Source organism: Polynucleobacter sp. MWH-Loch1C5 (assembly GCF_018881775.1).
In the GTDB taxonomy this organism is placed as follows: domain Bacteria; phylum Pseudomonadota; class Gammaproteobacteria; order Burkholderiales; family Burkholderiaceae; genus Polynucleobacter.
Genome location: NZ_JACVPR010000001.1, coordinates 1400416 through 1427236, shown reverse-complemented (window position 1 = coordinate 1427236; position 26821 = coordinate 1400416). Strand labels below are relative to the sequence as shown.

At 47.9% G+C, this 26821-nt stretch carries 26 protein-coding genes and 2 tRNA genes; 3 read left to right on the top strand and 25 right to left on the bottom strand.

Annotated features, from left to right (window positions below; translation table 11 throughout):
- Nucleotides 1–70: 70 nt before the first annotated feature.
- From bamC to ICE94_RS07235, 9 genes are all read right to left on the bottom strand, one after another.
- Nucleotides 71–1180, bottom strand: coding sequence for an outer membrane protein assembly factor BamC (gene bamC / locus ICE94_RS07275; RefSeq protein ID WP_216150357.1), 1110 nt, complete (start codon nt 1178–1180; stop codon nt 71–73).
- A 25-nt stretch (nt 1181–1205) separates the two neighbouring features.
- Nucleotides 1206–2111 (bottom strand): 4-hydroxy-tetrahydrodipicolinate synthase, encoded by a 906-nt coding sequence (dapA, locus tag ICE94_RS07270; RefSeq protein WP_216150350.1) that lies wholly within the window; start codon nt 2109–2111, stop codon nt 1206–1208.
- Nucleotides 2108–2686: a bifunctional 2-polyprenyl-6-hydroxyphenol methylase/3-demethylubiquinol 3-O-methyltransferase UbiG gene (locus ICE94_RS07265; RefSeq protein ID WP_255539107.1), complete on the bottom strand. Its 579-nt coding sequence runs from the start codon at nt 2684–2686 to the stop codon at nt 2108–2110. The genes dapA and ICE94_RS07265 overlap by 4 nt, the downstream gene beginning before the upstream one ends.
- 5 nt (nt 2687–2691) lie before the next feature.
- A complete protein-coding gene (locus tag ICE94_RS07260) occupies nt 2692–3894 on the bottom strand; it encodes a tryptophan--tRNA ligase (RefSeq protein WP_216150348.1) in 1203 nt (400 codons plus the stop codon).
- 7 nt (nt 3895–3901) lie between these two features.
- Nucleotides 3902–4741, bottom strand: a complete 840-nt coding sequence (locus ICE94_RS07255) for a 3',5'-nucleoside bisphosphate phosphatase (RefSeq protein WP_216150346.1) — start codon at nt 4739–4741, stop codon at nt 3902–3904.
- 27 nt (nt 4742–4768) lie between these two features.
- Nucleotides 4769–5869 (bottom strand): cell division protein ZapE, encoded by a 1101-nt coding sequence (gene zapE, locus ICE94_RS07250; RefSeq protein ID WP_216150344.1) that lies wholly within the window; start codon nt 5867–5869, stop codon nt 4769–4771.
- A 63-nt stretch (nt 5870–5932) separates the two neighbouring features.
- A complete protein-coding gene (gene lpdA / locus ICE94_RS07245) occupies nt 5933–7369 on the bottom strand; it encodes a dihydrolipoyl dehydrogenase (protein ID WP_216150342.1) in 1437 nt (478 codons plus the stop codon).
- Nucleotides 7370–7394: 25 nt separating this feature from the next.
- A complete protein-coding gene (odhB, locus tag ICE94_RS07240; protein WP_216150340.1) occupies nt 7395–8612 on the bottom strand; it encodes a 2-oxoglutarate dehydrogenase complex dihydrolipoyllysine-residue succinyltransferase in 1218 nt (405 codons plus the stop codon).
- 37 nt (nt 8613–8649) lie between these two features.
- On the bottom strand, nt 8650–11505 hold the full coding sequence (locus tag ICE94_RS07235; RefSeq protein ID WP_216150338.1) for a 2-oxoglutarate dehydrogenase E1 component: 2856 nt from the start codon (nt 11503–11505) through the stop codon (nt 8650–8652).
- A 342-nt stretch (nt 11506–11847) separates the two neighbouring features.
- On the opposite strand from ICE94_RS07235, the gene ICE94_RS07230 reads away from it, so the two are divergent.
- A complete protein-coding gene (locus ICE94_RS07230; protein ID WP_216859834.1) occupies nt 11848–12600 on the top strand; it encodes an excisionase family DNA-binding protein in 753 nt (250 codons plus the stop codon).
- Here the strand turns inward: ICE94_RS07230 and ICE94_RS07225 are convergent.
- Complete coding sequence (locus ICE94_RS07225) at nt 12584–12877, bottom strand: H-NS family nucleoid-associated regulatory protein (RefSeq protein ID WP_216150336.1); 294 nt, start codon at nt 12875–12877, stop codon at nt 12584–12586. The two genes, ICE94_RS07230 and ICE94_RS07225, sit on opposite strands and share 17 nt — an antisense overlap.
- A 255-nt stretch (nt 12878–13132) precedes the next feature.
- On the opposite strand from ICE94_RS07225, the gene ICE94_RS07220 reads away from it, so the two are divergent.
- Together ICE94_RS07220 and ICE94_RS07215 are read left to right on the top strand one after the other, a co-directional pair.
- Nucleotides 13133–13378 carry a BrnT family toxin gene (locus ICE94_RS07220; RefSeq protein ID WP_255539105.1) on the top strand — a complete coding sequence of 82 codons (246 nt, stop codon included), beginning with the start codon at nt 13133–13135 and terminating at the stop codon, nt 13376–13378.
- Nucleotides 13353–13688: a DNA-binding transcriptional regulator gene (locus tag ICE94_RS07215; RefSeq protein WP_255539104.1), complete on the top strand. Its 336-nt coding sequence runs from the start codon at nt 13353–13355 to the stop codon at nt 13686–13688. Before ICE94_RS07220 ends, ICE94_RS07215 begins: the two co-directional genes overlap by 26 nt.
- On the opposite strand, the gene ICE94_RS07210 is transcribed toward ICE94_RS07215, so the two are convergent.
- The 15 genes from ICE94_RS07210 to ICE94_RS07140 all read right to left on the bottom strand — a co-directional run bounded on the left by ICE94_RS07210 (nt 13685) and on the right by ICE94_RS07140 (nt 26711).
- The gene (locus tag ICE94_RS07210; RefSeq protein ID WP_216150334.1) at nt 13685–14173 is read right to left on the bottom strand and encodes a DUF962 domain-containing protein; all 489 of its coding nucleotides are present in this window, start codon (nt 14171–14173) and stop codon (nt 13685–13687) included. The two genes, ICE94_RS07215 and ICE94_RS07210, sit on opposite strands and share 4 nt — an antisense overlap.
- Nucleotides 14174–14250: 77 nt before the next feature.
- Nucleotides 14251–14327, bottom strand: a tRNA-Pro gene (locus ICE94_RS07205).
- Between the two features lie 19 nt (nt 14328–14346).
- On the bottom strand, nt 14347–14685 hold the full coding sequence (locus ICE94_RS07200; RefSeq protein WP_216151021.1) for a MerR family transcriptional regulator: 339 nt from the start codon (nt 14683–14685) through the stop codon (nt 14347–14349).
- 20 nt (nt 14686–14705) lie between these two features.
- The gene (locus ICE94_RS07195) at nt 14706–15005 is read right to left on the bottom strand and encodes an integration host factor subunit alpha (protein ID WP_216150332.1); all 300 of its coding nucleotides are present in this window, start codon (nt 15003–15005) and stop codon (nt 14706–14708) included.
- 38 nt (nt 15006–15043) lie between these two features.
- Entirely contained in the window at nt 15044–17497 is a 2454-nt protein-coding gene (pheT, locus tag ICE94_RS07190; protein ID WP_216150330.1) for a phenylalanine--tRNA ligase subunit beta, read from the bottom strand.
- A gap of 27 nt (nt 17498–17524) precedes the next feature.
- Nucleotides 17525–18571, bottom strand: coding sequence for a phenylalanine--tRNA ligase subunit alpha (pheS, locus tag ICE94_RS07185; protein ID WP_216150322.1), 1047 nt, complete (start codon nt 18569–18571; stop codon nt 17525–17527).
- A gap of 15 nt (nt 18572–18586) precedes the next feature.
- Nucleotides 18587–18943 carry a 50S ribosomal protein L20 gene (gene rplT / locus ICE94_RS07180; protein WP_216150313.1) on the bottom strand — a complete coding sequence of 119 codons (357 nt, stop codon included), beginning with the start codon at nt 18941–18943 and terminating at the stop codon, nt 18587–18589.
- Nucleotides 18944–18967: 24 nt separating this feature from the next.
- On the bottom strand, nt 18968–19165 hold the full coding sequence (gene rpmI, locus ICE94_RS07175) for a 50S ribosomal protein L35 (protein ID WP_216150311.1): 198 nt from the start codon (nt 19163–19165) through the stop codon (nt 18968–18970).
- A 105-nt stretch (nt 19166–19270) separates the two neighbouring features.
- Complete coding sequence (gene infC / locus ICE94_RS07170) at nt 19271–19828, bottom strand: translation initiation factor IF-3 (protein WP_370623784.1); 558 nt, start codon at nt 19826–19828, stop codon at nt 19271–19273.
- A 5-nt stretch (nt 19829–19833) separates the two neighbouring features.
- On the bottom strand, nt 19834–21756 hold the full coding sequence (thrS, locus tag ICE94_RS07165) for a threonine--tRNA ligase (RefSeq protein ID WP_216150308.1): 1923 nt from the start codon (nt 21754–21756) through the stop codon (nt 19834–19836).
- 97 nt (nt 21757–21853) lie between these two features.
- Nucleotides 21854–21930: transfer RNA gene (locus ICE94_RS07160), tRNA-Val, on the bottom strand.
- A gap of 39 nt (nt 21931–21969) precedes the next feature.
- Entirely contained in the window at nt 21970–23898 is a 1929-nt protein-coding gene (locus ICE94_RS07155; RefSeq protein ID WP_216150307.1) for an HD domain-containing protein, read from the bottom strand.
- Entirely contained in the window at nt 23879–24685 is an 807-nt protein-coding gene (locus ICE94_RS07150; protein ID WP_255539162.1) for an alpha/beta fold hydrolase, read from the bottom strand. The genes ICE94_RS07155 and ICE94_RS07150 overlap by 20 nt, the downstream gene beginning before the upstream one ends.
- 215 nt (nt 24686–24900) lie before the next feature.
- The gene (locus ICE94_RS07145; RefSeq protein ID WP_216150303.1) at nt 24901–25674 is read right to left on the bottom strand and encodes a 3-hydroxybutyrate dehydrogenase; all 774 of its coding nucleotides are present in this window, start codon (nt 25672–25674) and stop codon (nt 24901–24903) included.
- 131 nt (nt 25675–25805) lie between these two features.
- Complete coding sequence (locus ICE94_RS07140; protein WP_216150301.1) at nt 25806–26711, bottom strand: cation diffusion facilitator family transporter; 906 nt, start codon at nt 26709–26711, stop codon at nt 25806–25808.
- Nucleotides 26712–26821: the final 110 nt, after the last annotated feature.

Genomic DNA, 26821 nt, shown 5'->3' with positions numbered 1-26821 from the left:
TCCTTCTTGAGTTGATAAAAAGCCACCCTAGGGTGGCTTTTTTGTTGGTGACTTCTACAAGTCGACAGTCTTAGCGACCTGTCTGCTGATCCAAAATGGTCAGTAACTGAATGGCCGTCTCCCCTTTTTCAGGATTGCCTTTTTCATCAAGCACCGTCACGTTCACGATGGCGCCCTGCTCTTTCACGATCACGCGGTAACGCTTGGCTTTCTTGAAGTCATCTTCACTCTTGCGACTAAAGAGCTTGTCAAAGAAACCTGTCTGATTAGAAAGATCTTTCGGATTGATAAAACGCACAAAGTAAATGCCTTTACTGCGGTCACGATCTTCTACAGTGAAGTTTGAACGATCTAAACCAACACCGACTTGGCGCCAAGCACGGTCAAAGTTTTCTTGGAACTCAAGACGTGGCATGCCGTCTTTTTTCAAGCGTGATACTTGTGCTGTCTTAGCAGTTGGCTTACCTACAGCTGCTCGGGCTGCCTGCTCAGAATAACCCAAACGTTGCATCATGCGAGCAATGAACTCCGCCTCTAACTCGGGATCATTAGGACGCGTGGTCCAAATGGTTTGCGTCTTATCGTTACCCGTTAACTCTTCAATCGCCCCACGATGCGTCACATAGATTTCTGTCTCACCTTGAGCATTGGTCTCAATACGAGTACGGAATTTGTCACGCTCACCAGTAGAGTAGAGAGAGTCGAGAACTTTACCGAGCGTACGACGAATAATATCTTGTGGAATCTTGGCACGGTTTTCTGCCCAGTCAGTTTCCATAATGCCGGTCTCAGGAGAGTCGACCATCAGGATAAAACCGGTCTCTTGCCAAAACTCACGCACATTCGGATAAACCTCTTTGGCAGGACGCTTCACGACGAGCCAACGACGATTACCATCACGCTCAATGCGCATATCGGGTGTCTGCGGCAATACTTGCTGCGTTGCTGTTGGGCGATTCTTGACCGCAGCACTGTAACCAGACAGCGTAGCCCCTGAATCAGGGACTACATAACGCTTATCACCACCCGTGACAGTCATGTCAGGAGGAAAGGCCAAATTAGGTCCTTTTTTCTCACCCGCAGATTTGTAATCAATCGTGTCACCTGAGAAAGTCGAGGTACACGCTGATAGCACGAGGCCACAAGCAATCAGACACAGTTTAGTTACATCATGACGCATACAGGTCGCTCTTTCTTAGAAGGTATTACAACAATCCAGCAGTTTTTAAAGCCGCACGAACTTGTACTTGTACAGGTTCAGTCAGCGTCGTTAGTGGTAAACGAATCCCGGAGCCCATCTTACCCATGGCATGCAAAGCCCATTTCACAGGAATTGGATTGGCTTCCATAAACATCGCTTTATGCACGGGCAATAAGCGATATTGAATCTCACGTGCTTTGACAACATCACCCGCCATCGCTGCGACACACAACTCATGCATGAGCTTCGGTGCAACGTTAGCAGTGACAGAAATATTTCCTTGTCCACCCATGAACATGAGCAATAAGGCAGTCGGGTCATCCCCCGAATAAACCGCAAATTGACTTTGTCCAGTGGCCTTCAAACCAGCCATCAATTGTGTGCCGCGCTCAAGATTACCGGTAGCATCTTTAATACCAATCACACCAGGAACTTGGGCCAAACGAATCACGGTCTCATTGCTCATATCTGCAACTGTACGACCGGGAACGTTATAAAGAATGACCGGTAAGTCGACCTTTTCCGCGATCGTCTTAAAGTGCTGATACATACCCTCTTGGGTCGGCTTGTTGTAATAAGGAACCACCTGCAAGCTGGCATCAGCACCTACTTTTTTGGCGTACTCAGTCAACTCAATCGCTTCAGCCGTTGAATTACCTCCAGTACCCGCAATGATCGGAATACGGCCCTTAGTGTGTTCGACAGTGACGCGAATCAACTCACAGTGCTCTTCGACAGAGACTGTCGGAGACTCGCCAGTAGTACCCACAATGACAATACCGTCGGTACCTTCTTGAATATGCCAATCAATCAGTTGGCGCAATCCAGCCATATCTAAACTACCGTCCGCGTGCATCGGCGTGACGATGGCGACTAGGCTGCCCTGAATGTTTTTTGCTAATTTAGTCATACATTTAATTGTATCTGAATCGCACATAGCCTCTGCACACAGGCCGGCTTCGGTGATGAAATTTGTAGATCCTCAAAAGCCAAGACTTCCAGCCCTTGATCTTGGGCTAAATGCATCAACTCCTGGTCTTTGAGAAGATAGTCAGGGTTACTGGGCTTACCAAACTGGGCATGAGCCTGTGTAAAGGTTTCATAAAGCAAAACACCCCCGATAGCTAAGAGACTGGGGATTTTTGGTAGATAGGGTCGATATAGATAATTAGTCACGATTACACCATCAAACTGAGTACCAGAAGCCCATGGCCAATTGGGTCCTTCTAAATCCATGACTTGGGTTTTGATAATCAGTCCCTGGGATGCGGCCTGCTCCATCAGAAGCGCTAACATCTGCTCGTCTTGATCGACTGCCGTGACTTGGTAACCTAAACGGGCTAAGTAGAGTGCGTGACGGCCACTGCCACAGGCATAGTCTAAAACTGTGCCTGAGGAAGGGATACGCTTGGCGTGCGCTACGATCCAAGACGAGGGTGGCAGATCACGCCCGTGGCTTGCCGCCTGAATCGGGATAGCCTTCAAGATGATTAGCTATAGTCCAAACCCATGGCTTCGCGTACATCGCGCATCGTTTCTTGCGCGACACGGCGTGCTTTATCGCAACCATCGGCGATGATGGCACGCAAAAGACTAGGATCATCCAAATAAGTCTGCGCACGTTCCATCATGGGCTGTTGTTCTTTAAGAATGCCATTAATCACCGGTTGCTTACACTCAATGCAACCAATACCCGCACTCTTACACCCCTTCTCAGCCCAATCGCGGGTCTCTTGATCAGAGTACACCTGATGTAATTGCCACACGGGGCAGCGTGCTGGATCGCCTGGATCAGTTTTACGAATCCTAGCCGGATCAGTCGGCATAGTTCTGACTTTTTTCTCAATGCTTTGTGCATCTTCTCTTAGAGCAATGGTGTTGCCATAAGACTTTGACATTTTTTGACCATCTAGACCTGGCATACGTGACTCTTGGGTCAAAAGCGCTTGCGGTTCAGGCAGGATGATTTTCCGTGCACCTTCTAAGTAGCCAAATAAACGCTCACGATCGCCCATCGATAAACTCTGCGCATCCGCTAAAACGGCTCTGGCTTGCTCTAGCGCCTCATCATCACCCTTCTCTTGGTATTGCGTTCTGAGCTCTAGGTAGAGTTTGGCGCGTTTACTGCCTAATTTTTTAACGGCTTCTTGCGCTTTTTCTTCAAAGCCAATTTCACGACCATACAGGTGGTTAAAGCGCCGTGCGACTTCACGGGTCATCTCTACATGCGGCACCTGGTCTTCACCCACAGGTACATGTTGCGCACGGTAGATCAAAATGTCTGCCGCTTGCAATAAGGGGTAGCCTAAGAAACCATAGGTTTGCAAATCTTTTTCTTTTAAGCGCTCAATCTGATCTTTGTAGGTTGGCACTCGCTCTAACCAACCTAAGGGCGTACCCATGGCGAGCAAGAGAAAGAGTTCTGAATGCTCAGGAACCTTGCTCTGAATAAATAACGTGGCTTGCGTAGGATCAATACCAGCAGCCAACCAGTCAATCACCATATCCCAGACGGACTCTTCAATGATCTCAGGTGTTTCGTAATGTGTAGTGAGCGCGTGCCAATCAGCCACGAAGAAGAAACAAGGGTATTCAGTTTGTAGTTGGACCCAGTTCTTGAGTACTCCGTGATAATGCCCTAAGTGCAGTGCCCCTGTGGGGCGCATACCTGATAAAACGCGTTCAGAAAACATAGCTCTCTTATTGAAGTTCCGACCATACCGGTCGTAATGGTGCCGGGAGATTTGGCAAACACCCTAGATCAATATCACTCTCATCCGGAGAGTGAAAATCAGATCCACGGGAAGCCAAAAATCCGTAGCGCTGTGCTACTTTAGCAAATATTGCGTACTCTTCTGGCGTATGACTGCCAGTCACGACTTCTATACCTTTACCCCCTAAGTCTTTGAATTGCGCATAGAGTTCTTCTTTTTGTAAGTCGCTGTAGCGGTAGCGCCCTGGGTGAGCAATGATAGCGATACCACCAGCACCGGTAATCCACTGGATGGCATCAGCCAGATTAGCCCAGACGTGATCGACAAAACCGGGTTTGCCCGCAACTAAGTAATTTTGGAAAACTTCCTCGGTACTGGCACACACACCACTTTCCACCAAATGTCTAGCAAAGTGGGTTCGAGAAATGAGCTCGGGATTGCCTACAAAGCGTAAGGCACCCGCATAAGCATTCTGAATCCCGATCTTTTCGAGTTCAGCACTGATCGCTTTGGCGCGATTGGTACGGCCATTGCGCGTGTCATATAAACCTTGAATCAACTGGGGATTATTTTCATCAATGCCTAAACCCACGATATGCAAAGTTTGATTGGCCCAACTCACTGATATTTCCACACCGGAGATATAGCGCATACCTAAATCTTGCGCAGCTGTGCGCGCCCTGGACTGACCACCCACTTCATCGTGATCGGTCAAAGCCCAGATCTGTACGCCGTTTTCTTGGGCGCGCAAAGCCAGAGCCTCAGGCGTCAAAGTGCCATCAGAGACCACAGAGTGACAATGCAAATCGGCATTGAGAGTGTTCATAGCCCTATTCTAATCGGCTTATATGAATTAAGTGAGTTGTGTATTCACAACCCGGCGCGGTGCTTCTAGATACTCTTTGGACTGCATTTCTACAATACGCGAAACCGTGCGGTGAAATTCATTGGCCATCGGGCCTTCGGTATAAAGCTGTTCAGGTTCAACCGCAGCAGACATGATGAGCTTGACCTTGTGGTCATAAAAGACATCGATTAACCAAGTAAACCGTCGCGCCTCACTGGCCATCTTGGGTGGCATATAAGGCACATCTGAGAGCAAGACCGTATGGAATAAATTAGCAATCTCTAAATAATCATTTTGTGAGCGGGGTCCACCACAGAGAGTTTTAAAACTAAACCAAGCCACCCCACCGGCACGTCTGACCGCGCGAATCTCACGCTGCTCAATGTGCAAAGTTGGATCTTCTTCATCATGGGCTTCAGCCACGTTGGTAAATACACTATCCATCTTCTGTGCTGTCGCCTCCCCTAAAGGGGTGTAATAGGCCTGGACTTGCTCCATGGCTTTTTGCCGGTAATCTAGACCCGCATCGACATTGAGAATATCTAGCTTCTCTTGCAAAAGAGCGATGGCCGGCAAAATACGGTCGCGATGCAAACCGTCGGGATAGAGTAAATCGGGACGATAGTTAGACGTCATGACAAATTGCACACGATTTTTAAATAGAGCATCGAGCAGCTTATAAAGAATCATGGCATCAGCGACATCGCTTACGTGAAACTCATCAAAACAAATGAGACGGTATTTTTTGGCAATATTTTTACCGAGAATATCGAGTGGGTCAGCCTTACCTCTAAGGTCTTGTAGTTCACGGTGCACTTCTCTCATGAACTCATGAAAGTGCAAACGGGTTTTCTTTTCTAGGGGAGAGGCCGCGTAAAAACAATCCATTAAAAATGATTTACCACGCCCAACACCACCCCATAGATAAACACCTCTTGGCAAATCAGGAAAGCGCACCATCTTGGCAATCTTGCCACTACGTACCTCTTTGTAAGCCAGCCATTCATCTTGGCAACGTTGCAAACGATCAATAGCCGTTTGCTGCGCAGGATCACTCTTGTATCCGCGCTTGGCTAACTCTTGTTCGTAGAACTGGGTAACTTTCATGATCTTTAATGAATAAGGGGCTGCTGAATACTCAACAGCCCCTTATTATCAACCGAGATGGATTTACATGTTCAAAGCACGTTTATCCGTAGCCAATGCCGCTTCACGCATCACCTCAGACAAGCTGGGGTGTGGATGGCAAACACGGCCAATATCTTCAGCAGCCGCTTTGAATTCCATAGCGACAGCTGCTTCAGCAATCAAATCTGAAGCCGCAGCAGCGACGATGTGTACACCCAAGATTTCATCGGTATTGGCATCAGCCAAGACCTTGACGAAACCATCGGCAGCGCCCATACCGAGGGCACGACCATTGGCTGCAAACGGGAATTGACCTGGCTTATAAGCACGACCTTCCGCTTTGAGCTGTTGTTCAGTCTTACCCACCCAAGCAATCTCAGGAGAGGTGTAGATTACCCATGGAATGCAGTTGTAATCAATATGTGGTTTTTGACCGGCTAAGATTTCAGCAACCATCACGCCTTCATCTTCAGCTTTGTGAGCCAACATCGGGCCGCGAACCACGTCACCAATGGCATAAACACCTGCTGCACTGGTCGCGCAAGTGTGGTTGTCTACGGGAATAAAACCACGCTCATCAACTTTGAGGCCAATCGCATCCAGATTCAGTTTGTCGGTATTAGGCACACGACCCACAGAAACGATTAAGCGATCGCAATCCAAGGTCTGAGCCTTACCGTCAGCGTCGGTATAGGCAATCGATACACCTTTCTTGCTGGTTTTAACTTCACCAATCTTAACGCCCAAATTGATCTTAAGACCCTGCTTGGTAAAGAGCTTGTGCGCTTCTTTAGCAACAGCTTCATCAGTAGCAGCTAAGAACCCAGGTAAGGCTTCCAAGATTGTGACATCAGCACCTAAACGACGCCATACAGAGCCAAGCTCCAAACCAATCACGCCCGCACCAATCACACCCAACTTCTTCGGTGTGGCACCAAACTTCAAGGCGCCTTCGTTATCACAGATGATTTCATTATCGACTGGGATGTTAGGTAAATGTCTGGCTTTTGAACCGGTCGCAATAATGACATTTTTGGCAGTGACCGTACCCGCATCTTTGCCATCGATCTTGACCTGATAGCCTTCTGCAGTTTTACCTGCAAACGAAGCATGGCCTTTGAGCAAGGTGATTTTGTTTTTGCGGAACAAGAACTGAATACCACCCGTCATTTTGGTCACGATCTCGTCTTTACGCGCAACCATCTTTTTGACATCAATGCTCACGTCTTTGGCAGAAATACCGTGATCAGCCAGATGATGAGCAGCATTCTCAAACTCTTCGGAACTCGCCAAGAGTGCTTTAGATGGAATACAGCCCACATTCAAACAGGTACCGCCCAGACGTGGCTCACCTTTGGGATCATCGTAGGCATTGCTTTCGGCACATGCCACCTTAAAACCCAATTGCGCAGCACGAATTGCAGCAATATAACCGCCCGGACCTGCACCAATTACTAATACGTCAAATTGTTGACTCATGTTTTTTCCTTTGAATAACGGTCAATTACAGGTCTAACAACAAACGGGCTGGATCTTCGAGCGCTTCTTTCATGGCCACTAAACCAAGAACAGCTTCACGGCCGTCAATGATGCGGTGGTCATAAGACATCGCGAGGTAATTGATCGGACGAATTACGACTTGGCCGTTTTCAACAACTGGACGCTCTTTCGTCGCATGAATACCCAAGATGGCAGATTGTGGTGGGTTGATGATTGGTGTAGACAACATCGAACCGAAAATACCGCCGTTAGAGATGGAGAAAGTACCTCCTGACAACTCTTCCAATGAGAGCTTGCCATCACGGGCCTTCACACCAAATTCAGCAATCTTCTTCTCAATATCTGCCAAACTCATTTGATCTGCATCACGCAAGATAGGAACCACTAAACCACGTGGTGAACCGACTGCAATACCAATATCAAAGTAACCGTGGTAAACAATGTCATTACCGTCAACAGAAGCGTTCAGAATCGGGTACTTCTTCAAAGCATGAACCGCAGCTTTAACGAAGAAAGACATGAAACCTAATTTAGTGCCGTGCTCTTTCTCAAACTGATCTTTGTATTTATTACGCATGGCCATCACCGGCGCCATATTGACTTCATTGAAAGTGGTCAAAATCGCGTTGGTTTGTTGTGACTGCAATAAACGCTCAGCAATACGAGCACGCAAACGGCTCATCGGTACGCGCTCTTCAGGACGACCGGCTGAATTAAACACAACAGGTGCAGCAGCAGGCGCTGCTTTGGCTGCTGGGGCAGTGCCGGCTAATGTAGAGAGCACATCGCCTTTGGTGATGCGACCGTCTTTACCAGTACCTGCCACATTAGACAGATTGTTTTCAGCCATGAGCTTCGCTGCAGATGGCATGGCTTTAGCACTGGCAGCCGGTGCTGCTGCAGGAGCAGCCGCAGGTGCTGGTGTTGGTGCTGGAGCAGCTGCAGGCGTAGCGGCAGCTGCCGGTGCAGCAGCAGCTTTAGCAGCGCTATCAATTTTTGCAATCACTTGATCAGAAACCACAGTGCCGCCATCGGCTACAACGATCTCAGAGAGCACGCCAGCAGAAGGCGCTGGTACTTCGAGAACGACTTTATCAGTCTCGATCTCGATCAAGATTTCATCTTGAGCCACTGCTTCACCAGCTTTTTTCTTCCAAGTTAATAAAGTTGCTTCTGCAACTGATTCAGATAATTGTGGAACTTTAACGTCGACGAGTGCCATGTTCTTTCCCTTTTAAATATGTATTGTTCGTTGTTGTTTATTTCGTGAGCACAAAACCTTTGAGCTTTGCGAATGCGCCATCAACCAGGGCCTTTTGTTGGTCTTGGTGTAAGTGAGCGTAACCACAAGCCGGTGAGGCTGAAGCGGGACGACCGGAGTAACCCAACTTCTGACCTTCGGTCATGTTTTCATGAATGTTGTGCTGCACGAAGAACCAGGCACCCTGGTTTTGTGGCTCATCCTGGCACCAGACAATCTCAGTGGCTTTAGGATATTTCTTCATTTCCGCGGCAAATGCTTTGTGCGGGAATGGATAGAGTTGCTCCACACGGATGATGGCTACATCATCTTGCTTCTTCGCTTCGCGTGCCTTGACTAAGTCATAGTAGACCTTGCCAGAACAAGCGATTACACGAGTGACTTTCTTCGCATCAATATCGGCATTCAACTCGCCAATCACTGTTTTGAATTCGCCTTTTGTGAATTCGCTAATCGGTGATGTCGCATCCTTGTTACGCAAGAGTGACTTCGGTGTCATGATGACCAAAGGCTTGCGGAAGTTACGAATCATCTGACGACGCAAGAGATGGAAAATTTGTGAAGCTGTAGTTGGCTGAACCACTTGCATATTGGTATCAGCACACAACTGCATAAAGCGCTCCAAACGGGCTGATGAGTGCTCAGGGCCCTGACCTTCATAGCCGTGAGGCAACATCAAGACAAGACCATTAGCACGACCCCACTTCACTTCACCTGAGGCGATGAATTGGTCGATAACAACTTGAGCACCGTTGGCAAAGTCACCAAATTGCGCTTCCCAAATCGTGAGCGTATTAGGTTCTGCTGCTGCATAACCGTACTCAAAGCCCAAGACCGCTTCTTCAGAGAGGATCGAGTCAATCACAGTAAACGGCGCCTGACCTTCGGCCACATGCTGCAGTGGAATGTATGTACCAATATCCCACTTCTCACGATTTTGATCATGAATCACAGCGTGACGGTGTGTGAATGTGCCACGGCCAGAGTCTTCACCCGATAAACGAATCGGGTAACCACTTGCGACCAATGAGGCAAAAGCCATATGCTCACCCATACCCCAGTCAACATTCACTTCACCACGGCCCATCGCCGCACGGTTAGCGAGAACGTTCTCTACAAGGTTATGAGGCTTAAAGCCTTCAGGTACAGTCGTAATGCGCTCAGCTAAGCGCTTCCACTCAGCCAATGGAATCGCGGTATCTGCAGAGTCGGTCCACTTCTTACCTAAATAGGGGCTCCAATCCACCGCATACTTGCCTTTGAAATTAGAAATCACGGGGTCGACTGTGTGCTTACCAGCATCCATTGCGGCACGATAAGCCTTCACCATCTCATCACCACCACCGGCAGGTAAAACACCTTGCGCTTCTAACTTGTCTGCATACAACTTACGTGTACCAGGATGCTGTGCAATCTTCTTGTACATCAGCGGCTGCGTGAGTGATGGCGTATCTTGTTCGTTGTGACCGAGTTTACGGAAACAAATGATGTCTATCGCCACATCTTTTTTGAAGGTGTTGCGATATTCAATCGCTAATTGAGTGGCCAATACCACCGCCTCAGGATCATCACCATTAACGTGTAATACCGGCGCCTCAATCGTTTTGAGAATATCAGTACAGTAAAGCGTTGAACGTAAATCGCGCGGATCTGAAGTCGTAAAACCAATCTGATTATTGATCACGATATGGACCGTACCACCGGTGTAATAACCACGTACTTCAGCCATCGCGAGAGTTTCTTGGACAACACCCTGACCCGCAATTGCGGCATCGCCGTGCACAAGAACTGGCAATACTTGTGAACCGGTCGTATCACCACGACGGTCCATACGAGCACGGACAGAGCCTTCAACCACGGGGTTCACAATTTCCAAGTGTGATGGATTAAACGCCAATGACAAGTGCACCGGACCACCAGGGGTTGTGACATCACTAGAGAAACCTTGGTGATACTTCACATCCCCGGCAGGCAAATCTTCAGGTGCAGTGTGATCAAACTCGGCAAACAAGTCTTTAGGCATCTTACCTAAAGCGTTAACCAAGACGTTCAAGCGGCCACGGTGAGCCATACCAATCACGATCTCTTGTACGCCATTAGTACCGGCTGCACGAATCAACTCATCCATCGAAGCGATAAAACTCTCACCCCCTTCGAGTGAGAAACGCTTTTGACCGACATACTTGGTGTGTAGGTAACGCTCTAGACCCTCAGCTGCAGTTAAGCGCTCGAGAATCTGCTTTTTCTTTTCAGGTGCATAAGTGGGCGTTGAACGAATCGACTCCAACTTCTCTTGCCACCAACGTTTGATCTTCTGATCAGTGATGTACATGTACTCAGCACCAATCGTGCCGCAGTAGGTTTGACGCAGGTTTTGCAACAACTCACGCAAAGGCATATTGTCTTTGCCAAAGAAAGTGTTGCTGGTATTGAACACGATGTCCATATCGGCATCTGTGAAGCCATAGTAGGACGGTTCGAGTTCAGGAATATTGGGACGCTCAGTGCGCTTTAGGGGGTCAAGATCAGCCCAACGGTTACCCACATTACGATGCGCAGCAATGAGCTGCTGCACGTTCACACGCTTACGACCGAGTTCAGAATCCGCAGAATCGTTGATAACACGAATCGGGCCTGACTTCGCACGCTCAGCAAAGGCGTTGACCACCGGTGCATGAGGCACATCACGGCGATTCGTGCCGTCGACAGCAGGCACGTGCTGAACATTATCAAAATATTCACGCCAGTAGTCTGAAACAGAAGTGGGATCGTTTAAGTAGGACTCGTAGAGTTCTTCTACATAGGGGGCGTTACCGCCAAAGAGATATGAACTACCTCTGTAGGACTGCATCATATTGCTCACCTTTCATCGGGTTTCCCGAATTTGTAGTGGGTTAAAACCTTCCGCGACACGGCTTCACCGGTTAGCGGATTGCACACTAATTGTCATTGCAGCGGAAGGAATTCCGCAAACGAGAGAATACCACGAGCCCTCCCATTTGTTGAAATTTTTATGCCCTTACTCTAGCGCATTGGCTCGAGCGCAACATTTGGTAGTTTCCCCTAACAAAATCAATGACTTCTGCAAGACTGATGTAAGTAATTTCCTACAAGAAATTCTTATGTCTTGCCATATTCAAAATTTCTAATTTTTTTTAGTATTGAGTCTCCTAGCAAAACCTTAAAAGGAGTTATCTTGGAGAACCAACATCCAGAAAATTCCGAGAAATACCTAAGTACGCGTCAAACCGCGCGTCAACTGCAGGTCTCTCTCGGTACCGTCCAAAAGATGGTAGAAACTGGCGAGTTATTGGCTTGGAAGACTAAAGGAGGCCATCGCCGCATCCTGCAATCCTCGATGCAAAAGATCTTGCGCTTGCGTCGAGACAATCTGCGCTATCGCAGCACTGAAGAGTTTATGGTGCTCGCCGTCTTAAACCCGCCCGAGCTGTATCAAGAATTTCAGCGTCTAGCCGAAGCCTGGCAAGCCAAGATTGATCTACAGCTGACTTGTGATGCTACCGATGCACTGATGAAGGCGGCCTGCCTAGAGCCTGATCTGATTTATATCGACGCATCGATCAGCGACAGTGAACATCACTTTATCTTGACGCATTTAGGTCGCAATCGCCGCACCCGACAAATCAGCGTGTTGGTCAATAGCGACTATCTCATGGCGACTGGCTTACCGACGGGTCCCAAAGAAGATTATCCTGAGCAACTCGATAATCCCCGTCGCCACGAATATCCGCCCGCCTTGGACAGCCGACAATATGTCGATTTAAGAATGTATCAACACCAAGAGTTTGTCTTTGAAAACCAGCAAATTAATCTGCGTTTTGCTCGTCAACTCGAGGAAATGATGCGTTTATGTCTATATGAAAAACACGAAAGGGGCATTCAGCCCCTTTTCGAAGGTTTAGACGAAGAGATTAAATCGCAAATTTAGCGCGATCTTGGCCCTCAATCCACTTGGGGGCCTTACCACGACCCGTCCAAGTTTCTCCTGTTGTTGGATTACGATATTTAGCTGCAACCTTGCCACGTGGGCCAGAACCGCCTGCAGAACCGGTGCGACGTGAAAATAAATCAGCTGCACTTAAACCATATTGCTCAATAATCGCTTTAGCCTTTGAAATACCTTCGGCCTTTTCACGGGCCTTGGCTTCAATAATCTGTCTTTCTAGTGCTTCTTTTTGGGCTAATAACTCTGCGTAGCTTGCCATATATATTCTCCTGTATTAATACGTGATTATTATTAATATCACAGGATGATTATACCTATTAAATATGGAAATGGTTTTTATTTTAATTTAATAAAAATGACAGTATTTAATCATTAAATAATTAATATAAAAGTTATAAAAATGATAGGTATTAATCTTTATTCGTAGGCTCGTCTAAAAAAATTTGACTTAAGTAGTTCATTGAACTACATTGAGTACAATGAATTTTGAATGGAATGAAGAAAAAAGTGACCGTTGCTAAGAGATAGAGGGTTTGATTTTGCCTATGTATTACCCTGCTTTTATGATCCTTATCGACTCGTGCAGATAGATAATCGCCGAAACTATGGTGAAGTACGCTATCAAATGATTGCTCAGGCACATCGTAGATTATTTTTCACGGTTTATACGGTGAGAATATCCTTGACTAGAATTATTTCAGCTCGTAAAGCCAACTTGAGAGAAATCAGAAGCTATGAAAAAAATCTCAATAAAAACTGATCAAATGGGTCGACCATTACTACCCAAGGGTAGGGTCAATACAAGCAAGCTAGACCAAACTAGCGAACGTGACATTGCACGACATCAACTAGAAGACGATCTTGAAGCAATGGCAGATGCAGCTAAGTTTGCAAAGAGAGTACGGCGTAGAATTGGTATGACCCAGCTTGAATTTTCAAAAAAAATGGGCATCCCGCTAGAAACAATCCGTAATTGGGAACAAGGCAAAAGAAGCCCTACGGGTGCTGCTAAAGCTTTGCTTAGGATTTTAGATCGCTCCCCAGAATTAGCGCTAATGGCTCTCAGCTAGGCCTTCATATGAGAACGAACCTTAGCCTCCAGGTCTTTACCTAGCCCAAGCAGTAATAAAAACTCATACAGAACGAATAAAGGACCAATCAGTAGACCCATCAGGTCATCGAAGAAGGCTGGCTTTCTGCCCTCCCAAATATGGCCCACAAACTGAAAGATCCAGCCCACTATGAAGGCCGCTAGAGCAATCCAAAGACTATGATCCATGTTGGCCACATCAGCTCCCCATGCACAAGCGCCCATGAGCAAAACGAGCATCAAGATGCCATAGCTTAGATTGAGCTTTAAGTAATAAATACAGGCGGCAAGGCTGACGATCCAAGCGAGCGTGATATTGGACTCACCCACTGCAAAAGAAACTGTAGAAAGTGCAAAAACGATACCCAAAATAATGAGTGGAATGCCGACAAAATGTGTTGCAACATTACGTCGATCTTGGTGATAAGCCGCATACTGCGCTAGGTGTTGATCCAATGTCTTCATCCTGTCCTCCTATGAAAGCCATCATAGGACATTGTTGAAGAAATTGCTTGTAAAAAGATGAGAACTGAATGAATCAATGGTCGGGGCGAGAGGATTTGAACCTCCGACCACTTGCACCCCATGCAAGTACGCTACCAGGCTGCGCTACGCCCCGACGAAAAACCAACACTATATCAGCTAGAGAGAACCTTGAGTACCGCTAGAAGCTCACTTCTTAATGAAGTTTGACTTTGATTTTGACTTGTTAACTCTTCTAAACGAATTCTGGCGCCGCTAATGGTGAAACCTTCTTCATACAGTAGCTCCCTGATCTTTCTGATGAGAACTACTTCATGATGTTGATAGTAGCGACGATTACCTCTTCTTTTTTGAGGCTTGAGCTGATTAAATTCTTGTTCCCAATAACGCAGCACATGCGGTTTGACATCACACAACTCCCCTACCTCACCGATGGTGAAGTAGCGCTTCGCTGGAATTGGAGGGAGTGTATCCCCGGCAATTGTGCCGTTCATGCGTTCCATCGCTGTTTAAATTAGACCTTGGGATCGACTTTGTCTTTAAGCTTCTGGCTAGCGTGGAATGTAACGACACGACGCGCAGAAATAGGTACGAGTTCACCCGTCTTAGGGTTACGTCCTGGTCGAGCTGATTTTTCACGAAGGTGGAAGTTACCAAATCCTGAAATCTTGACATCCACGCCTTGCGCTAAAGAAGTACTGATGGTTTCAAAGAAAGCATCAATCAAGTCCTTCGCCTCACGCTTGTTCAAACCCACCTGGTCAAACAAGGCATCTGATAACTCAGCTTTTGTGATTGTTGTTGCATCTGTCATATCAGTCTCTCCGTGCTGTACGCTCGAACTTACGATGATTATCTTATTCTAGCTTGGCATTTTACGCTCATTGCAGATACCAACTCTGAAATCACGGGTTCTACCTGAGCATCTTGTAAAGTGCCAGCTTCATCAGCTAGGGTAATTCTAAAGGCAAGACTCTTCTCATCTTCAGCCATCCCGCCCATACGGCCTGGGCTGGGTTTGAATTGATCAAAGAGTTCAATGGACTGTATCAAAGCTTGTTTGACGGTTTGCATTGCAGCAAGGAGTTCAGCAACCGTAACATGTTGTTTAACCACGACAGCCAAATCACGTTTAACCGCTGGGAACTTACTGATTGGACTGACTTTGGGTAAACCCAAGTCCTGAATCGCTGCCCAATCTATTTCAAAGACAATCGGTGAGCTAGGCAAGTCATAGGCTTGAGACCACTCGGGATGCAACTCACCCAAGACACCCACCAAGATATCTTTACCGCGATACTTAAAACTGATCTGGGCACTACGACCGGGATGCAAAGCAGGATGCTCACATGTTTTAAATTGCAAAGAAAGTGGTGCTAAGAGCGCTTCGATATCACCCTTCACATCATAAAAGTCGACTGCTCGAGTAGCCACACCCCACTGCTCTGGATAAGCTGGACCATACGCTAAGCCTGCAATCTTGATCGGTTGATCGTAGCCTGCAACTGCCAACTCACCAGCTGGGGTGTTGGGATTTCTTTGGAATACACGTCCGACTTCAAACAGGCGAACGCGGCTAGCTTTACGCGCTAAATTTTGTGTGAGGTTTTGTACCAAACCTCCAATGAGGTTGCTACGCATCACCGCCAAATGGCTGGCGATGGGATTAAGAACCTTAATGGGATTTGGATTACCTCCAATGCGCTCTTCACTTTGCTGATCAATAAATCCAAAGTTCAAAGCTTCTTGATAAGCTCTAGCCGCCAATGCATGTCTTAAGCCATGAATACTGCGGCGCGTCTCATGCGTGCCTTGCATACTCTGACTAGCTACTGGTGGATTGGCTGGAATATTCTCAAAACCGTATAAGCGCGCCACCTCTTCAATGAGATCTTCTTCAATCTCAATATCAAAGCGATGTGCAGGAGCTTGTACCTGGAAAATAGTGTCATCAGCACTGCTGGTTTTTTCAAACGACAAACCAATGCGCGTAAAGAGCTCAGCAATCTGCTCAGCAGAAATCTTCACACCAATCACTTTTTGCGCGCGCGAGACTCTTAAGCGTACTTGCTTGCGTTCTGGCAAAGCCAAAATTTGATCCTGCACAGGGCCACATTGACCACCGCAGACTTCAAGAATGAGTTGGGTAATGAATTCCAGTGCATTGACCGTTTGACTAGCATCCACACCTCGCTCAAAACGATGCGCTGCATCGGTTGAAAAGTTAAAACGACGTGAACGACCTTGGATCGCTTGTGGCCACCAGAATGCGCACTCCAAATAAACTTGTTGCGTCTCCAAGCTGACTGCCGCTAAGTCACCGCCCATGATGCCCGCCAAACTCTGTGGCCCGACCTCATCGGCAATAATGCCAACCCCTTGCTGACCCTGTTGAGACAGCGATACGGTTTGCTCGTTCAGTAACTTTAAGCTTTCACCGTCTTGACCCCAACGCACTGTCAAAGACCCTTTGATCTTATCCAAATCAAAAACATGTGACGGTTGGCCAATAGCCAACATCGCATAGTTGGAAATATCCACCAATGCAGAAATACTTCTTTGACCTGCGCTCTCTAAATAACGCACCATCCAAGCGGGGGTCTTGGCTTTGGCGTTCACACCCTTGATCACACGACCTGCAAAGCGCCCACAAAGATCTTTATCAATCACCTGGACTGGCAGTTGATCTTTGATCTGCACAGTGACTGCCTTGAATTCAGGGGCTTGCAGAGGTGCTCCGGTAATCGCTGCGACTTCTCTAGCCACCCCGAAGACCGATAAACAATCCGCTTTATTGGGGGTTAATTTGATGACGAAAATGGTGTCGTCTAACTGTAAATATTGACGAATATCCTGACCAATCGGGGCATCCTCAGGCAACTCCATGATGCCATCACTGTCTTGACCAATCCCCAACTCTCTGCCTGAACACAACATGCCCTGGGACTCAACGCCACGCAATTTACCTAACTTAATCGCAAAGGGCTTACCGCCCTCTTCTGCGGGTGGCAGCTGCGCTCCTACAAGAGCACAAGGAATCTTGATGCCAGCTCTCGCATTAGGGGCACCACAAACGATCTGTAAAACTTGACCCTGTCCGGCATCAACCTGACAAACACGTAAACGATCAGCATCCGGATGCTGTTGTGCATCAAGAATCTTAGCAACCACAACTTGAGTAAAAGGGGGCGCTAAGGGTTTGGTCTCTTCAACTTCCAAACCTGCCATGGTCAAAGCATGCGCCAACTCTTGCGTATTCAACGCAGGGTTCACATACTGACGTAACCAAGATTCTGAAAATTGCATGAGGTTTGAAGTCCTTGAGTGTTGCTCTTAAGCACCAAACTGCGCTAAGAAGCGAATATCGTTTTCAAAGAATAGGCGTAAATCATCCACACCGTAACGCAACATCGTTAAACGCTCGAGACCAGAACCAAAAGCGAAACCAATGTAACGCTCAGGATCTAAGCCCATGTTCTTCAGTACTTGTGGATGCACTTGACCTGCACCTGAAATCTCTAACCAACGACCTGCCAATTTACCGCTTGCAAAAGCCATATCGATTTCTGCAGAAGGCTCAGTAAATGGGAAGTAAGACGGTCTGAAACGTACCTGAATATCATCCGTTTCAAAGAATGTTCTCAAGAAGTCGACATACACGCCTTTGAGATCCGCGAAGGAGACTTGATCGGCAATCCACAAGCCTTCGACCTGATTAAACATGGGTGAGTGAGTCGCATCACTGTCAACCCGATAAGTGCGGCCAGGAGCAATCACCTTAATGGGTGGCATCGATGCTTCTTTGGCATAACGAGCTACATGTGCGCTGGCATAACGTACCTGCATGGGGCTCGTGTGCGTTCTGAGTAAAAGGGCTTGCCCCTGCTCATCATGACCTTCCACATAGAAGGTATCTTGCATAGAACGCGCTGGATGATTTTGCGGACTATTTAATGCTGTGAAATTGAACCAGTCATTTTCGATTTCAGGGCCGTCAGCCACATCAAAACCGATCGAGCGGAAAATCTGCTCAACACGCTCCCACGTCCGCATCACAGGATGCAAACTACCTACACCCTGACCACGTCCAGGCAAGGTGATATCAATGGCTTCGGCAGATAGTTTGGCTTGCAGGGCCGCACTCGCCAATGCTTGGCGACGTGCAGTCAAAGCAGCTTCAACCGCTGCTTTGGCTTGATTGATTTGGGCACCGGCTGCTTTACGAGCCTCAGGCTCTAGCGCACCGAGCGACTTCAGTTGCTCAGTGAGAACACCGGATTTACCGAGGTAACGAGCCTTGGCGTCTTCGAGGGCTGCTGAATCAGCAGCGGCCTCGAAGTCCCGCTTGGCGTCCTCGACGACTTGGTCGAGAAGAACCATATGCGGGTTCCTTAATTAAGCCGCGGCTTGTTTGATACGAGCAACTAAAGCAGCAAATGCTGGCTTGTCGTTGATCGCCATGTCTGAGAGCACCTTACGGTCCAACTCAACACCGGCTTTTTTGATACCGTTCATGAATACGCTGTATGACACATCATATTGGCGAACGGCAGCGTTAATACGCGCAATCCACAAAGCACGGAAGACGCGCTTTTTATTACGACGATCACGATAAGCGTATTGACCAGCACGCATAACAGCTTGCTTGGCGATACGGAATACATTGCTACGACGACCACGATAACCTTTAGCGGCGTCGATCACTTTCTTATGGCGGGCTCTCGCTGTAACCCCACGTTTGACTCTTGGCATTATTCTCTCCTAATGGTCTTTGGGTTAAGCGTAAGGCATCATGGTGCGTACTGATTTGACATCAGAATCATGCACCTGAACTGGGCCACGCAAATGACGTTTATTCTTTGTCGTCTTCTTTGTCAGAATATGACGCTTGAAGGCTTGACCACGCTTGATCGAACCGCTTGCGCGAACTCGAAAACGTTTGGCTGCGCCACTTTTCGTTTTCATCTTAGGCATAAATCACCTTTTACTAATTTGTGCGAATCAGGTGGCAATCGACGATTGCACTTCTAAAACCCAGACACACTTCTTAAGAGCTTGCGCTCTTGGGTTGAAGAAGAATTACTTCTTCTTCACCGGGGAGAGCACCATCACCATCTGGCGCCCTTCCATTTTTGGAAACTGTTCTACTTGGCCATAAGGCTCTAAGTCAGCTTTCAGTCTTTCCAACATTCGCGCACCAATTTCTTGGTGAGCCAATTCTCTACCGCGAAAACGTAGGGTGATTTTCGTTTTATCACCGTCCTCTAAGAAACGTACTAGGTTGCGTAGCTTCACGTTGTAGTCACCGTCATCAGTTCCAGGGCGGAATTTCACTTCCTTAACCTGCATGACCTTTTGCTTCATCTTAGCTTCGTGAGCTTTTTTAGCTTCTTGGTATTTAAATTTGCCGTAATCCATGATTCGGCAAACTGGAGGCGCCGCTGTCGGGGCAATCTCTACCAGATCTAATTCACTCTCTTCGGCCAGTCTTAACGCTTCGGCAATCTTAACTACACCAATCGGTTCACCGTCTGCACCTATCAATCGTATTTCAGGAGTAGTGATTTCCCGATTAATACGATGCTGTTTCTCAGTAGCTATCTTCGTTTCCTTTAAAAAATTTTCACAAAACCGCACTCACCTCAGGCTTGCTGGGGTCCGACCTTCTGGGATACATCCTGTTGGAGTCGGTTCACGAAGTCATCGATCGGCATCACGCCTAGATCAATACCACCTCGGGCTCGTACGGCCACCGCATTTGCATCTTGTTCCTTGTCTCCAACCACCACGAGATAAGGAATCTTCTGTAAAGCGTTGTCACGGATTTTAAACGTTATTTTTTCGTTACGCAAATCAGCCTCGGCTCTAAATCCTTGTTTTTTGAGGATTTGTGCGACTTTTTCCGCGTATTGGGCTGAATTTTCTGAAATATTCATCACAATGCACTGAGTTGGTGCAAGCCAGGTCGGCATCGCGCCGGCATGGTTTTCGATCAAAATGCCGATAAAACGCTCTAGCGATCCTACAATCGCTCGGTGTAGCATGACCGGTACTTTGCGATTATTGTCAGACGATACGTACTCAGCACCTAAGCGTACAGGCATGGAAAAATCCACCTGCATGGTGCCACACTGCCAAGAACGACCTATCGAGTCCTTGAGGTGGTACTCGATTTTCGGGCCATAGAAGGCGCCCTCGCCCGGTAACTCTTCCCAAGTTTGATTAGAAGCTTTCAGCGCATTACGCAAAGCATCCTCTGCTTTGTCCCAAATCGCATCATCACCGACTCGCTTGGCGGGTCTTAAGGCCAGTTTGACAGCCACTTCGGTAAAGCCGAAGTCTTGATAGACTTTGCGCACGGCCACGTCAAAAGCAGCGACCTCACTTTGAATTTGATCTTCGGTACAGAAAATATGGCCATCATCTTGGGTAAAGCCACGTACACGCATCAGTCCATGAAGGGCTCCTGATGATTCATTGCGATGACATTGACCAAACTCACCGTAGCGCAATGGCAACTCGCGATAGCTATGTAATCCCGCATTGAAAATCTGAACATGACCTGGGCAATTCATCGGCTTAAGCGCGTATGAACGATTTTCAGATTCGGTCGTGAACATATTGTCTTTGTAGTTATCCCAGTGACCTGACTTCTCCCAAAGACTGCGATCCAAGATCTGAGGGGCTTTCACTTCCTGATAGCCATTCTCTTGATAAACACGGCGCATGTATTGCTCGACTTGCTGCCAAATGGTCCAACCTTTAGGGTGCCAGAAAATAAGGCCGGGGGCCTCGTCTTGGAAATGGAAAAGGTTGAGCTGCTTACCGAGTTTGCGATGATCGCGCTTCTCGGCTTCTTCGAGCATATGCAAATAAGCTTCTTGATCTTCTTTTTTGGTCCAAGCAGTACCGTAGATACGCTGAAGCATTTCATTTTTGGAGTCGCCGCGCCAATATGCCCCTGCGACACTCATGAGCTTGAATACTTTTAATTTGCCAGTCGAGGGCACATGCGGACCACGACACAAATCGATGAAACCACCTTCAGAATAAAGAGATACTTCCTCTCCCTGAGGAATCGCGGCAATTAATTCAGCTTTGTAATGCTCGCCAATACTCTTAAAGTATTCCACCGCCTCATCACGCGGCACCACTCGACGTGTGACTGGCTCATCTTTTTTAGCCAGCTCCGCCATACGCTTTTCAATCTTCTCTAAATCCTCCGGCGTAAAAGCGCGGGCATAAGAGAAGTCGTAATAAAAGCCGTTATCAATCACCGGTCCAATTGTGACCTGCGCTTCAGGAAAGAGTTCTTTGACTGCATAAGCCAATAAGTGAGCGGTCGAATGACGAATCACTTCGAGACCATCAGGGTCCTTGTCTGTCACGATAGCCAGCTCTGCATCTTCAGCGATGGTGTAACTGGTATCGACCAAACGGCCATTAACGCGTCCTGCCAGCGCCGCTTTGGCCAGTCCCGTGCCAATACTTTGCGCGACTTCAAATACAGTCAATGGCGCAGGGTATTCGCGCGAAGATCCATCCGGCAAGGTCACTACTGGCATCTACTCACTCCAAAAAAATAAGCGCGGCGCTCTAAGATTATTGTTTTAATCTCAGGCTATCCGCGCCTGTTTTACATTACACACACTGTGTGGTCACTGGTAGGCTCGATTGGAATCGAACCAACGACCTCTACCATGTCAAGGTAGCGCTCTAACCAACTGAGCTACGAGCCTATTACTAAATTCCAAAGGTGATAGTTTAGCACCGCTTGACTACTTTCTTCTGACTTGTGTAACACCTTTGACATCTAACAAGGCATTCAGGACGTTTTGTAAGCCCTCGGTCGAGTTGACCTCGATCGTGAACTGCATACTCGCTAGGCCTTTTTTAGAGATTGTTTTGACCCCGGTCAGATTGATCTTCAGGCGCGAAAAGACTTCTGAAATATCTCTTAACAGAGCTTGGCGATCGATCGCCATCAGGGCGATATCGACCGGGAAGAGACTCGTATCATTGAGCTGTTGACCCCACTCAGTCAGCACAACACGCTCTGGGGCTCTAGCTAAGAGCTGTTTGAAAGTACGGCAATCTTGGCGATGAATCGATACCCCACGACCACGGGTCACAAAACCAGCTATCGCGTCGGGTGGTACTGGACGACAACATCTAGACAATTGAGTGAGTAAAGAGTCTACCCCCACCACCAAGACATCGCCTTGCCCCTTGGCGCGACTCTTACGCACCATGAGGAGTGGATTGTCTTGCACCTCATAGGCTTTATCTTTGTCTTTGTCCTTTTCTTTCTCTTTATCTTTCTCTTCGTCATCAGCTTGTAAAGCATGAAACCAAGCTCTGACTTTCGATTTGGCACGATGTGTGGCCAAGTAACCTCTATCAGGGTTGAGCCAATCTAAGGATGGGCCACCGACTTTGACTGAAATAATCTCGACCGTCTGGCCATTCTTCAAAGGTGTATCCAAGGGCACAATCGCGCCATCGATACGAGCCCCGCGACAACGATGCCCTAAATCGGTATGCACTGCATAGGCAAAATCAACCGGTGTTGCCCCTTGCTGCAAACCTACCACTTGCCCCAATGGGGTCATGACATAAATCTGATCATCGAGTTCTTGACCCTTAAGCTGATCCCAGGCGTCTTCCTTCCAGGCAATCAGTTGTCTGGCCCAGGCAATCCGCTGGTCATACTCCGCTTTTGCGCTAATCGTTCCCGCATAAGCAGCTGTACCCGCTTCTTTGTAACGCCAGTGCGCGGCCACACCATACTCAGCCTGTTGATGCATCTCATGGGTACGCACCTGGATCTCAAAGGCAACCCCTGCCTCATCCATCACGACGGTATGCAAAGATTGGTAACCGTTGGGCTTGGGTCTGGCGATGTAGTCATCGAACTCTTTGGGGATAGGCTGCCAAACATGGTGCACGATACCTAAAGCGGCATAACAAGCCTTGATGTCATCCACCAAGATACGAAAGGCTCTCACATCATAGAGCTCGGCAAAATCCAAGGCTTTACCCTGCATTTTTTTCCAAATACTGTAGATGTGCTTGGGTCGCCCCTGCACATCGGCTTTGATTTCAGCGCTCGCCAGCTCAGAGCGCAAACGTTCAATCACACCTTGGATAAATTGTTCACGCTCTATGCGCTTACCGTCTAAGAGTTGTGCAATTTGCTTATAAGTTACCGGCGCTAAGCACCGAAAGGCCAAGTCCTCCATCTCCCACTTGACCTGCCAAATCCCTAAGCGGTTTGCAAGGGCCGCATCGACATCCAAGACCCCTTGCGCCCACACTGCTTCCACCTCCATCCGCTGAGATGTGACCCAACGCAAGGTTTGCAAGACCGAAGCTAAATGCAAGAGCACGACGCGCAAATCATGCGCAAAAGCCATGAGCATTTTGCGTAGCACTTCAACTTGAGATGAAGTTGTTTCTGCTTTTTGTCCGCCTTTAGCAATCTTGAGCTGGGCTTGCCGTAAGCCACGATAGCCCAAAATGAGCTTCGCCACTTCAGGACCCAACTGTTTTTCTAAGGCTTCTTTATTCAGTTCACTCGCAAGATGCTCAGCGGCCTGGCAGCTTGCCGCATCCAAATTCAGCGTGCGCAAAATCTGAGCAACCCCTTGATTGTGTTGCTCAAGCGGCTCGCCCCTTAAGAGTAAATCACTCGCTGAAGAACTCACGCGCTAAGTCTACCTGTTCTGGCGTAATAAACGCTGGAGCATGACCCACCCCTGGGATTTCAATACTGCGAGCACGAGGATTGCGCTGACACATCTTGGCCACAGTCTCCTTTGACAGAAGATCTGATTGTCCGCCGCGGACGACGAGCGTTTGCGCAGTGATGGCGTCATAGGCTTTCCAAGTCATCATCTCACCCATCGCCGCTGTAGCGATAGTCACCGCCGCAAAGGGTTTAGCAATGGCGGGGTCATAATGCAAAATCCATTCCCCACCGTCTTTGATTAAGTGAGGGCCGTTATAAGCCATCCATTGCTCGGGTGTGAAATCACCAAAGGGGGCGCAAATACGATTGAGATAAATGAGGCCCGCTTGCTTGGTCTTAAAACGCATGGGCTTACCAACATAATCACCTAAACGTCGTAGAGCACTCACCTCAATTTTGGGCCCCACATCATTGAGTAATATTTTTTTGATCGGTGAGTTCTCTTGACTCGCCAAGAAAATACCAATCAGCCCTCCCATGGAAGTGCCCAACCAATCAACTTGATTGACACCCAAGCGCGCAATCAAAGTCACCATATCCGCGACGTATTGCGGTATACCATAGAGCATCGGGTTCTCAAGCCAATCAGACTCACCACGACCGACGACATCCGGACAAATCACCCGATAGTCTTTGGCCATGGCTTTAGCCAAGACATTAAAGTCACTGCCTCGACGAGTCAGACCATGCACACAGATCAAGACTTTAGGATTGCTAGGGTCGCCCCACTCGTGATAAGCCATGCGATGTAAGCCTGTCGCACTCGCGCATTGCACATAATGAGTTCGACAAGCGGGGTCATCACTATCTTCGACTTCCGCTACCGGAATTGGATAACTCTCTGACACTGCAAAGTTTTGCGCATCCGCTAAGGTGGCACTTGGCGCCCCAGACTCTGAGTCTGGGGACTGCCCCAACAGCAACTCACGCAGACGTGTCAGTATTTTTTTGAGCATGCTTATTGCGCGACCCAACCGCCATCCATATTCCAGGCAACGCCACGAATCTGACTTGCCGCATCACTACACATAAAGACAGCTAAGGCAGCCAATTGGTCTGGGGTGACAAATTCAGCGGAAGGTTGCTTTTCCAAGAGCAAGGCTTTCTTAGCTGCATCATTGTTCAAACCCTCTTTTTGGGCACGGGCATCCACCTGTTTTTGCACCAGAGGAGTCAAAACCCAACCTGGACAAATTGCATTACAAGTCACACCGGTTTGCGCCGTCTCTAAGGCCGTTACTTTGGTTAAACCAACAATGCCATGCTTAGCGGCCACATAAGCTGACTTTTGTGCTGAGGCTACTAAGCCGTGAACAGATGCCAAGTTAATGATGCGACCCCAGTTGTTTTGCTTCATGTAAGGCAATGCTAAACGTGTCGTATGAAAAGCAGAAGATAGATTGATAGCAATGATGGCATCCCAGCGATCGACTGGAAAGTCTTCAATGTTTGCCACATGCTGAATACCCGCATTATTGACGAGTATGTCTACACCACCAAATCGTTGTTGCGCCGCTTGCATCATGGCCTCGATTTCCGCAGGCCGGCTCATATCAGCACCGTGATAATCGACCTCAACACCCAAGGCTTTGATCTCTGCAATAGCAGCGTCTTTTTCTCCAAAACCATTCATCATGATATTGGCGCCTTGAGCCGCCAATGCTTTAGCGATTCCTAAACCAATACCACTGGTTGAACCAGTCACCAATGCTGTTTTACCTTTTAAACTCATGTTCTATCTCCGCGCCAAGTAGTGTTTCAATGATTTTGTGAAGGCCATCAAGAGCATCCCGCTTCAGGGCTTGTTTGACACCATACTTCTTTATACAACAATTGAGGTGACACGCCGCTGACAAAGATCCATTAACTCGGCATCTCGGCTTGCAAAGTGATATGTTCGATACGATATCGCTCATGCAATAAGTGACGTATGCGCGTTAAGGTCTGGGGCCAATCTTGTAAATTCTCGACTTCTACATGCCCCATCAGAGCAGGTTCACCCGGTGACATTTCCCAAACGTGTAAATCATGTACCGCTAAGACACCAATCACAGTCGATAGATCTTCACCCAATTGCACATAGTTGATGTACTCAGGCACCCCCTGCATCAGAAAATGATAAGACTCCCTGAGGACATCGACGGTGGAACGCAAAACCAATACACAAACAAAGATCGACAAAATCGGGTCAATCATCATCCAACCGGTATAACTAATCACTAAGCCTGCAATCAAAGCGGCGATGGAGCCCAAGAGATCCCCCATCACATGCACCAGTGCCGCACGCGTATTAACACTCTTTTGATCTTTAGATAAGAGCCACGCAACAATCAGATTAATGATCAAACCAATCACAGCCACAACAGTGACCGTCATACCTTGTACTTGATGAGGTTCACGAATCCTTGAAAAGGCCTCGAATGCAATCCATGCCACTAAAGCAAGCATCGCCAAGCCATTCACAAAAGCAGCGAGTGATTCTGCACGACCATAGCCAAATGAATGTTGCGCCGAGGGAGGACGACGCGCAATGTATTGCGCGAGTAAGGCCAATGCGAGGGCTGCTGAATCCGTGACCATATGACCTGCGTCTGAAATCAAGGCCAAAGATTGTGCCCACCAACCGGCGGCCGCTTCAATCGTGGCAAAACTGAATGTCAGAATAACGGCCCAAACTAATACCCGCTGCGAAAACTCGCTACGTGTATGTAGGTGTTGCGCATCTCCCGCCTTATGGGCGTGCAGGTGTGATGAATGTGTATGACCCATAATCAGAATGTAGCACTCTTTGAAGCACTTCTTAAAGAGCGGGTCATTTTTAGATAAAGCGCTGGCCAGAAAGCATCATGGACTCCGAGGAGTCCATGATGAGATACGGG

What these genes read in the sequence shown, in the direction of transcription:
- rpmI (WP_216150311.1), bottom strand. Translation starts at nt 19,165, where the DNA reads ATGCCTAAGATGAAAACGAAAAGTGGCGCAGCCAAACGTTTTCGAGTT.
- pheS (WP_216150322.1), bottom strand. Translation starts at nt 18,571, where the DNA reads ATGGTTCTTCTCGACCAAGTCGTCGAGGACGCCAAGCGGGACTTCGAG.
- ICE94_RS07140 (WP_216150301.1), bottom strand. Translation starts at nt 26,711, where the DNA reads ATGGGTCATACACATTCATCACACCTGCACGCCCATAAGGCGGGAGAT.
- ICE94_RS07225 (WP_216150336.1), bottom strand. Translation starts at nt 12,877, where the DNA reads ATGGCAAGCTACGCAGAGTTATTAGCCCAAAAAGAAGCACTAGAAAGA.
- ICE94_RS07150 (WP_255539162.1), bottom strand. Translation starts at nt 24,685, where the DNA reads ATGGCTTATCACGAGTGGGGCGACCCTAGCAATCCTAAAGTCTTGATC.
- ICE94_RS07260 (WP_216150348.1), bottom strand. Translation starts at nt 3,894, where the DNA reads ATGTTTTCTGAACGCGTTTTATCAGGTATGCGCCCCACAGGGGCACTG.
- ICE94_RS07215 (WP_255539104.1), top strand. Translation starts at nt 13,353, where the DNA reads ATGAAAAAAATCTCAATAAAAACTGATCAAATGGGTCGACCATTACTA.
- dapA (WP_216150350.1), bottom strand. Translation starts at nt 2,111, where the DNA reads ATGACTAAATTAGCAAAAAACATTCAGGGCAGCCTAGTCGCCATCGTC.
- thrS (WP_216150308.1), bottom strand. Translation starts at nt 21,756, where the DNA reads ATGCCAGTAGTGACCTTGCCGGATGGATCTTCGCGCGAATACCCTGCG.
- ICE94_RS07145 (WP_216150303.1), bottom strand. Translation starts at nt 25,674, where the DNA reads ATGAGTTTAAAAGGTAAAACAGCATTGGTGACTGGTTCAACCAGTGGT.
- pheT (WP_216150330.1), bottom strand. Translation starts at nt 17,497, where the DNA reads ATGCAATTTTCAGAATCTTGGTTACGTCAGTATGTGAACCCTGCGTTG.
- ICE94_RS07195 (WP_216150332.1), bottom strand. Translation starts at nt 15,005, where the DNA reads ATGACAGATGCAACAACAATCACAAAAGCTGAGTTATCAGATGCCTTG.
- zapE (WP_216150344.1), bottom strand. Translation starts at nt 5,869, where the DNA reads ATGAAAGTTACCCAGTTCTACGAACAAGAGTTAGCCAAGCGCGGATAC.
- bamC (WP_216150357.1), bottom strand. Translation starts at nt 1,180, where the DNA reads ATGCGTCATGATGTAACTAAACTGTGTCTGATTGCTTGTGGCCTCGTG.
- ICE94_RS07255 (WP_216150346.1), bottom strand. Translation starts at nt 4,741, where the DNA reads ATGAACACTCTCAATGCCGATTTGCATTGTCACTCTGTGGTCTCTGAT.
- lpdA (WP_216150342.1), bottom strand. Translation starts at nt 7,369, where the DNA reads ATGAGTCAACAATTTGACGTATTAGTAATTGGTGCAGGTCCGGGCGGT.
- ICE94_RS07235 (WP_216150338.1), bottom strand. Translation starts at nt 11,505, where the DNA reads ATGATGCAGTCCTACAGAGGTAGTTCATATCTCTTTGGCGGTAACGCC.
- ICE94_RS07210 (WP_216150334.1), bottom strand. Translation starts at nt 14,173, where the DNA reads ATGAAGACATTGGATCAACACCTAGCGCAGTATGCGGCTTATCACCAA.
- ICE94_RS07200 (WP_216151021.1), bottom strand. Translation starts at nt 14,685, where the DNA reads ATGAACGGCACAATTGCCGGGGATACACTCCCTCCAATTCCAGCGAAG.
- rplT (WP_216150313.1), bottom strand. Translation starts at nt 18,943, where the DNA reads ATGCCAAGAGTCAAACGTGGGGTTACAGCGAGAGCCCGCCATAAGAAA.
- odhB (WP_216150340.1), bottom strand. Translation starts at nt 8,612, where the DNA reads ATGGCACTCGTCGACGTTAAAGTTCCACAATTATCTGAATCAGTTGCA.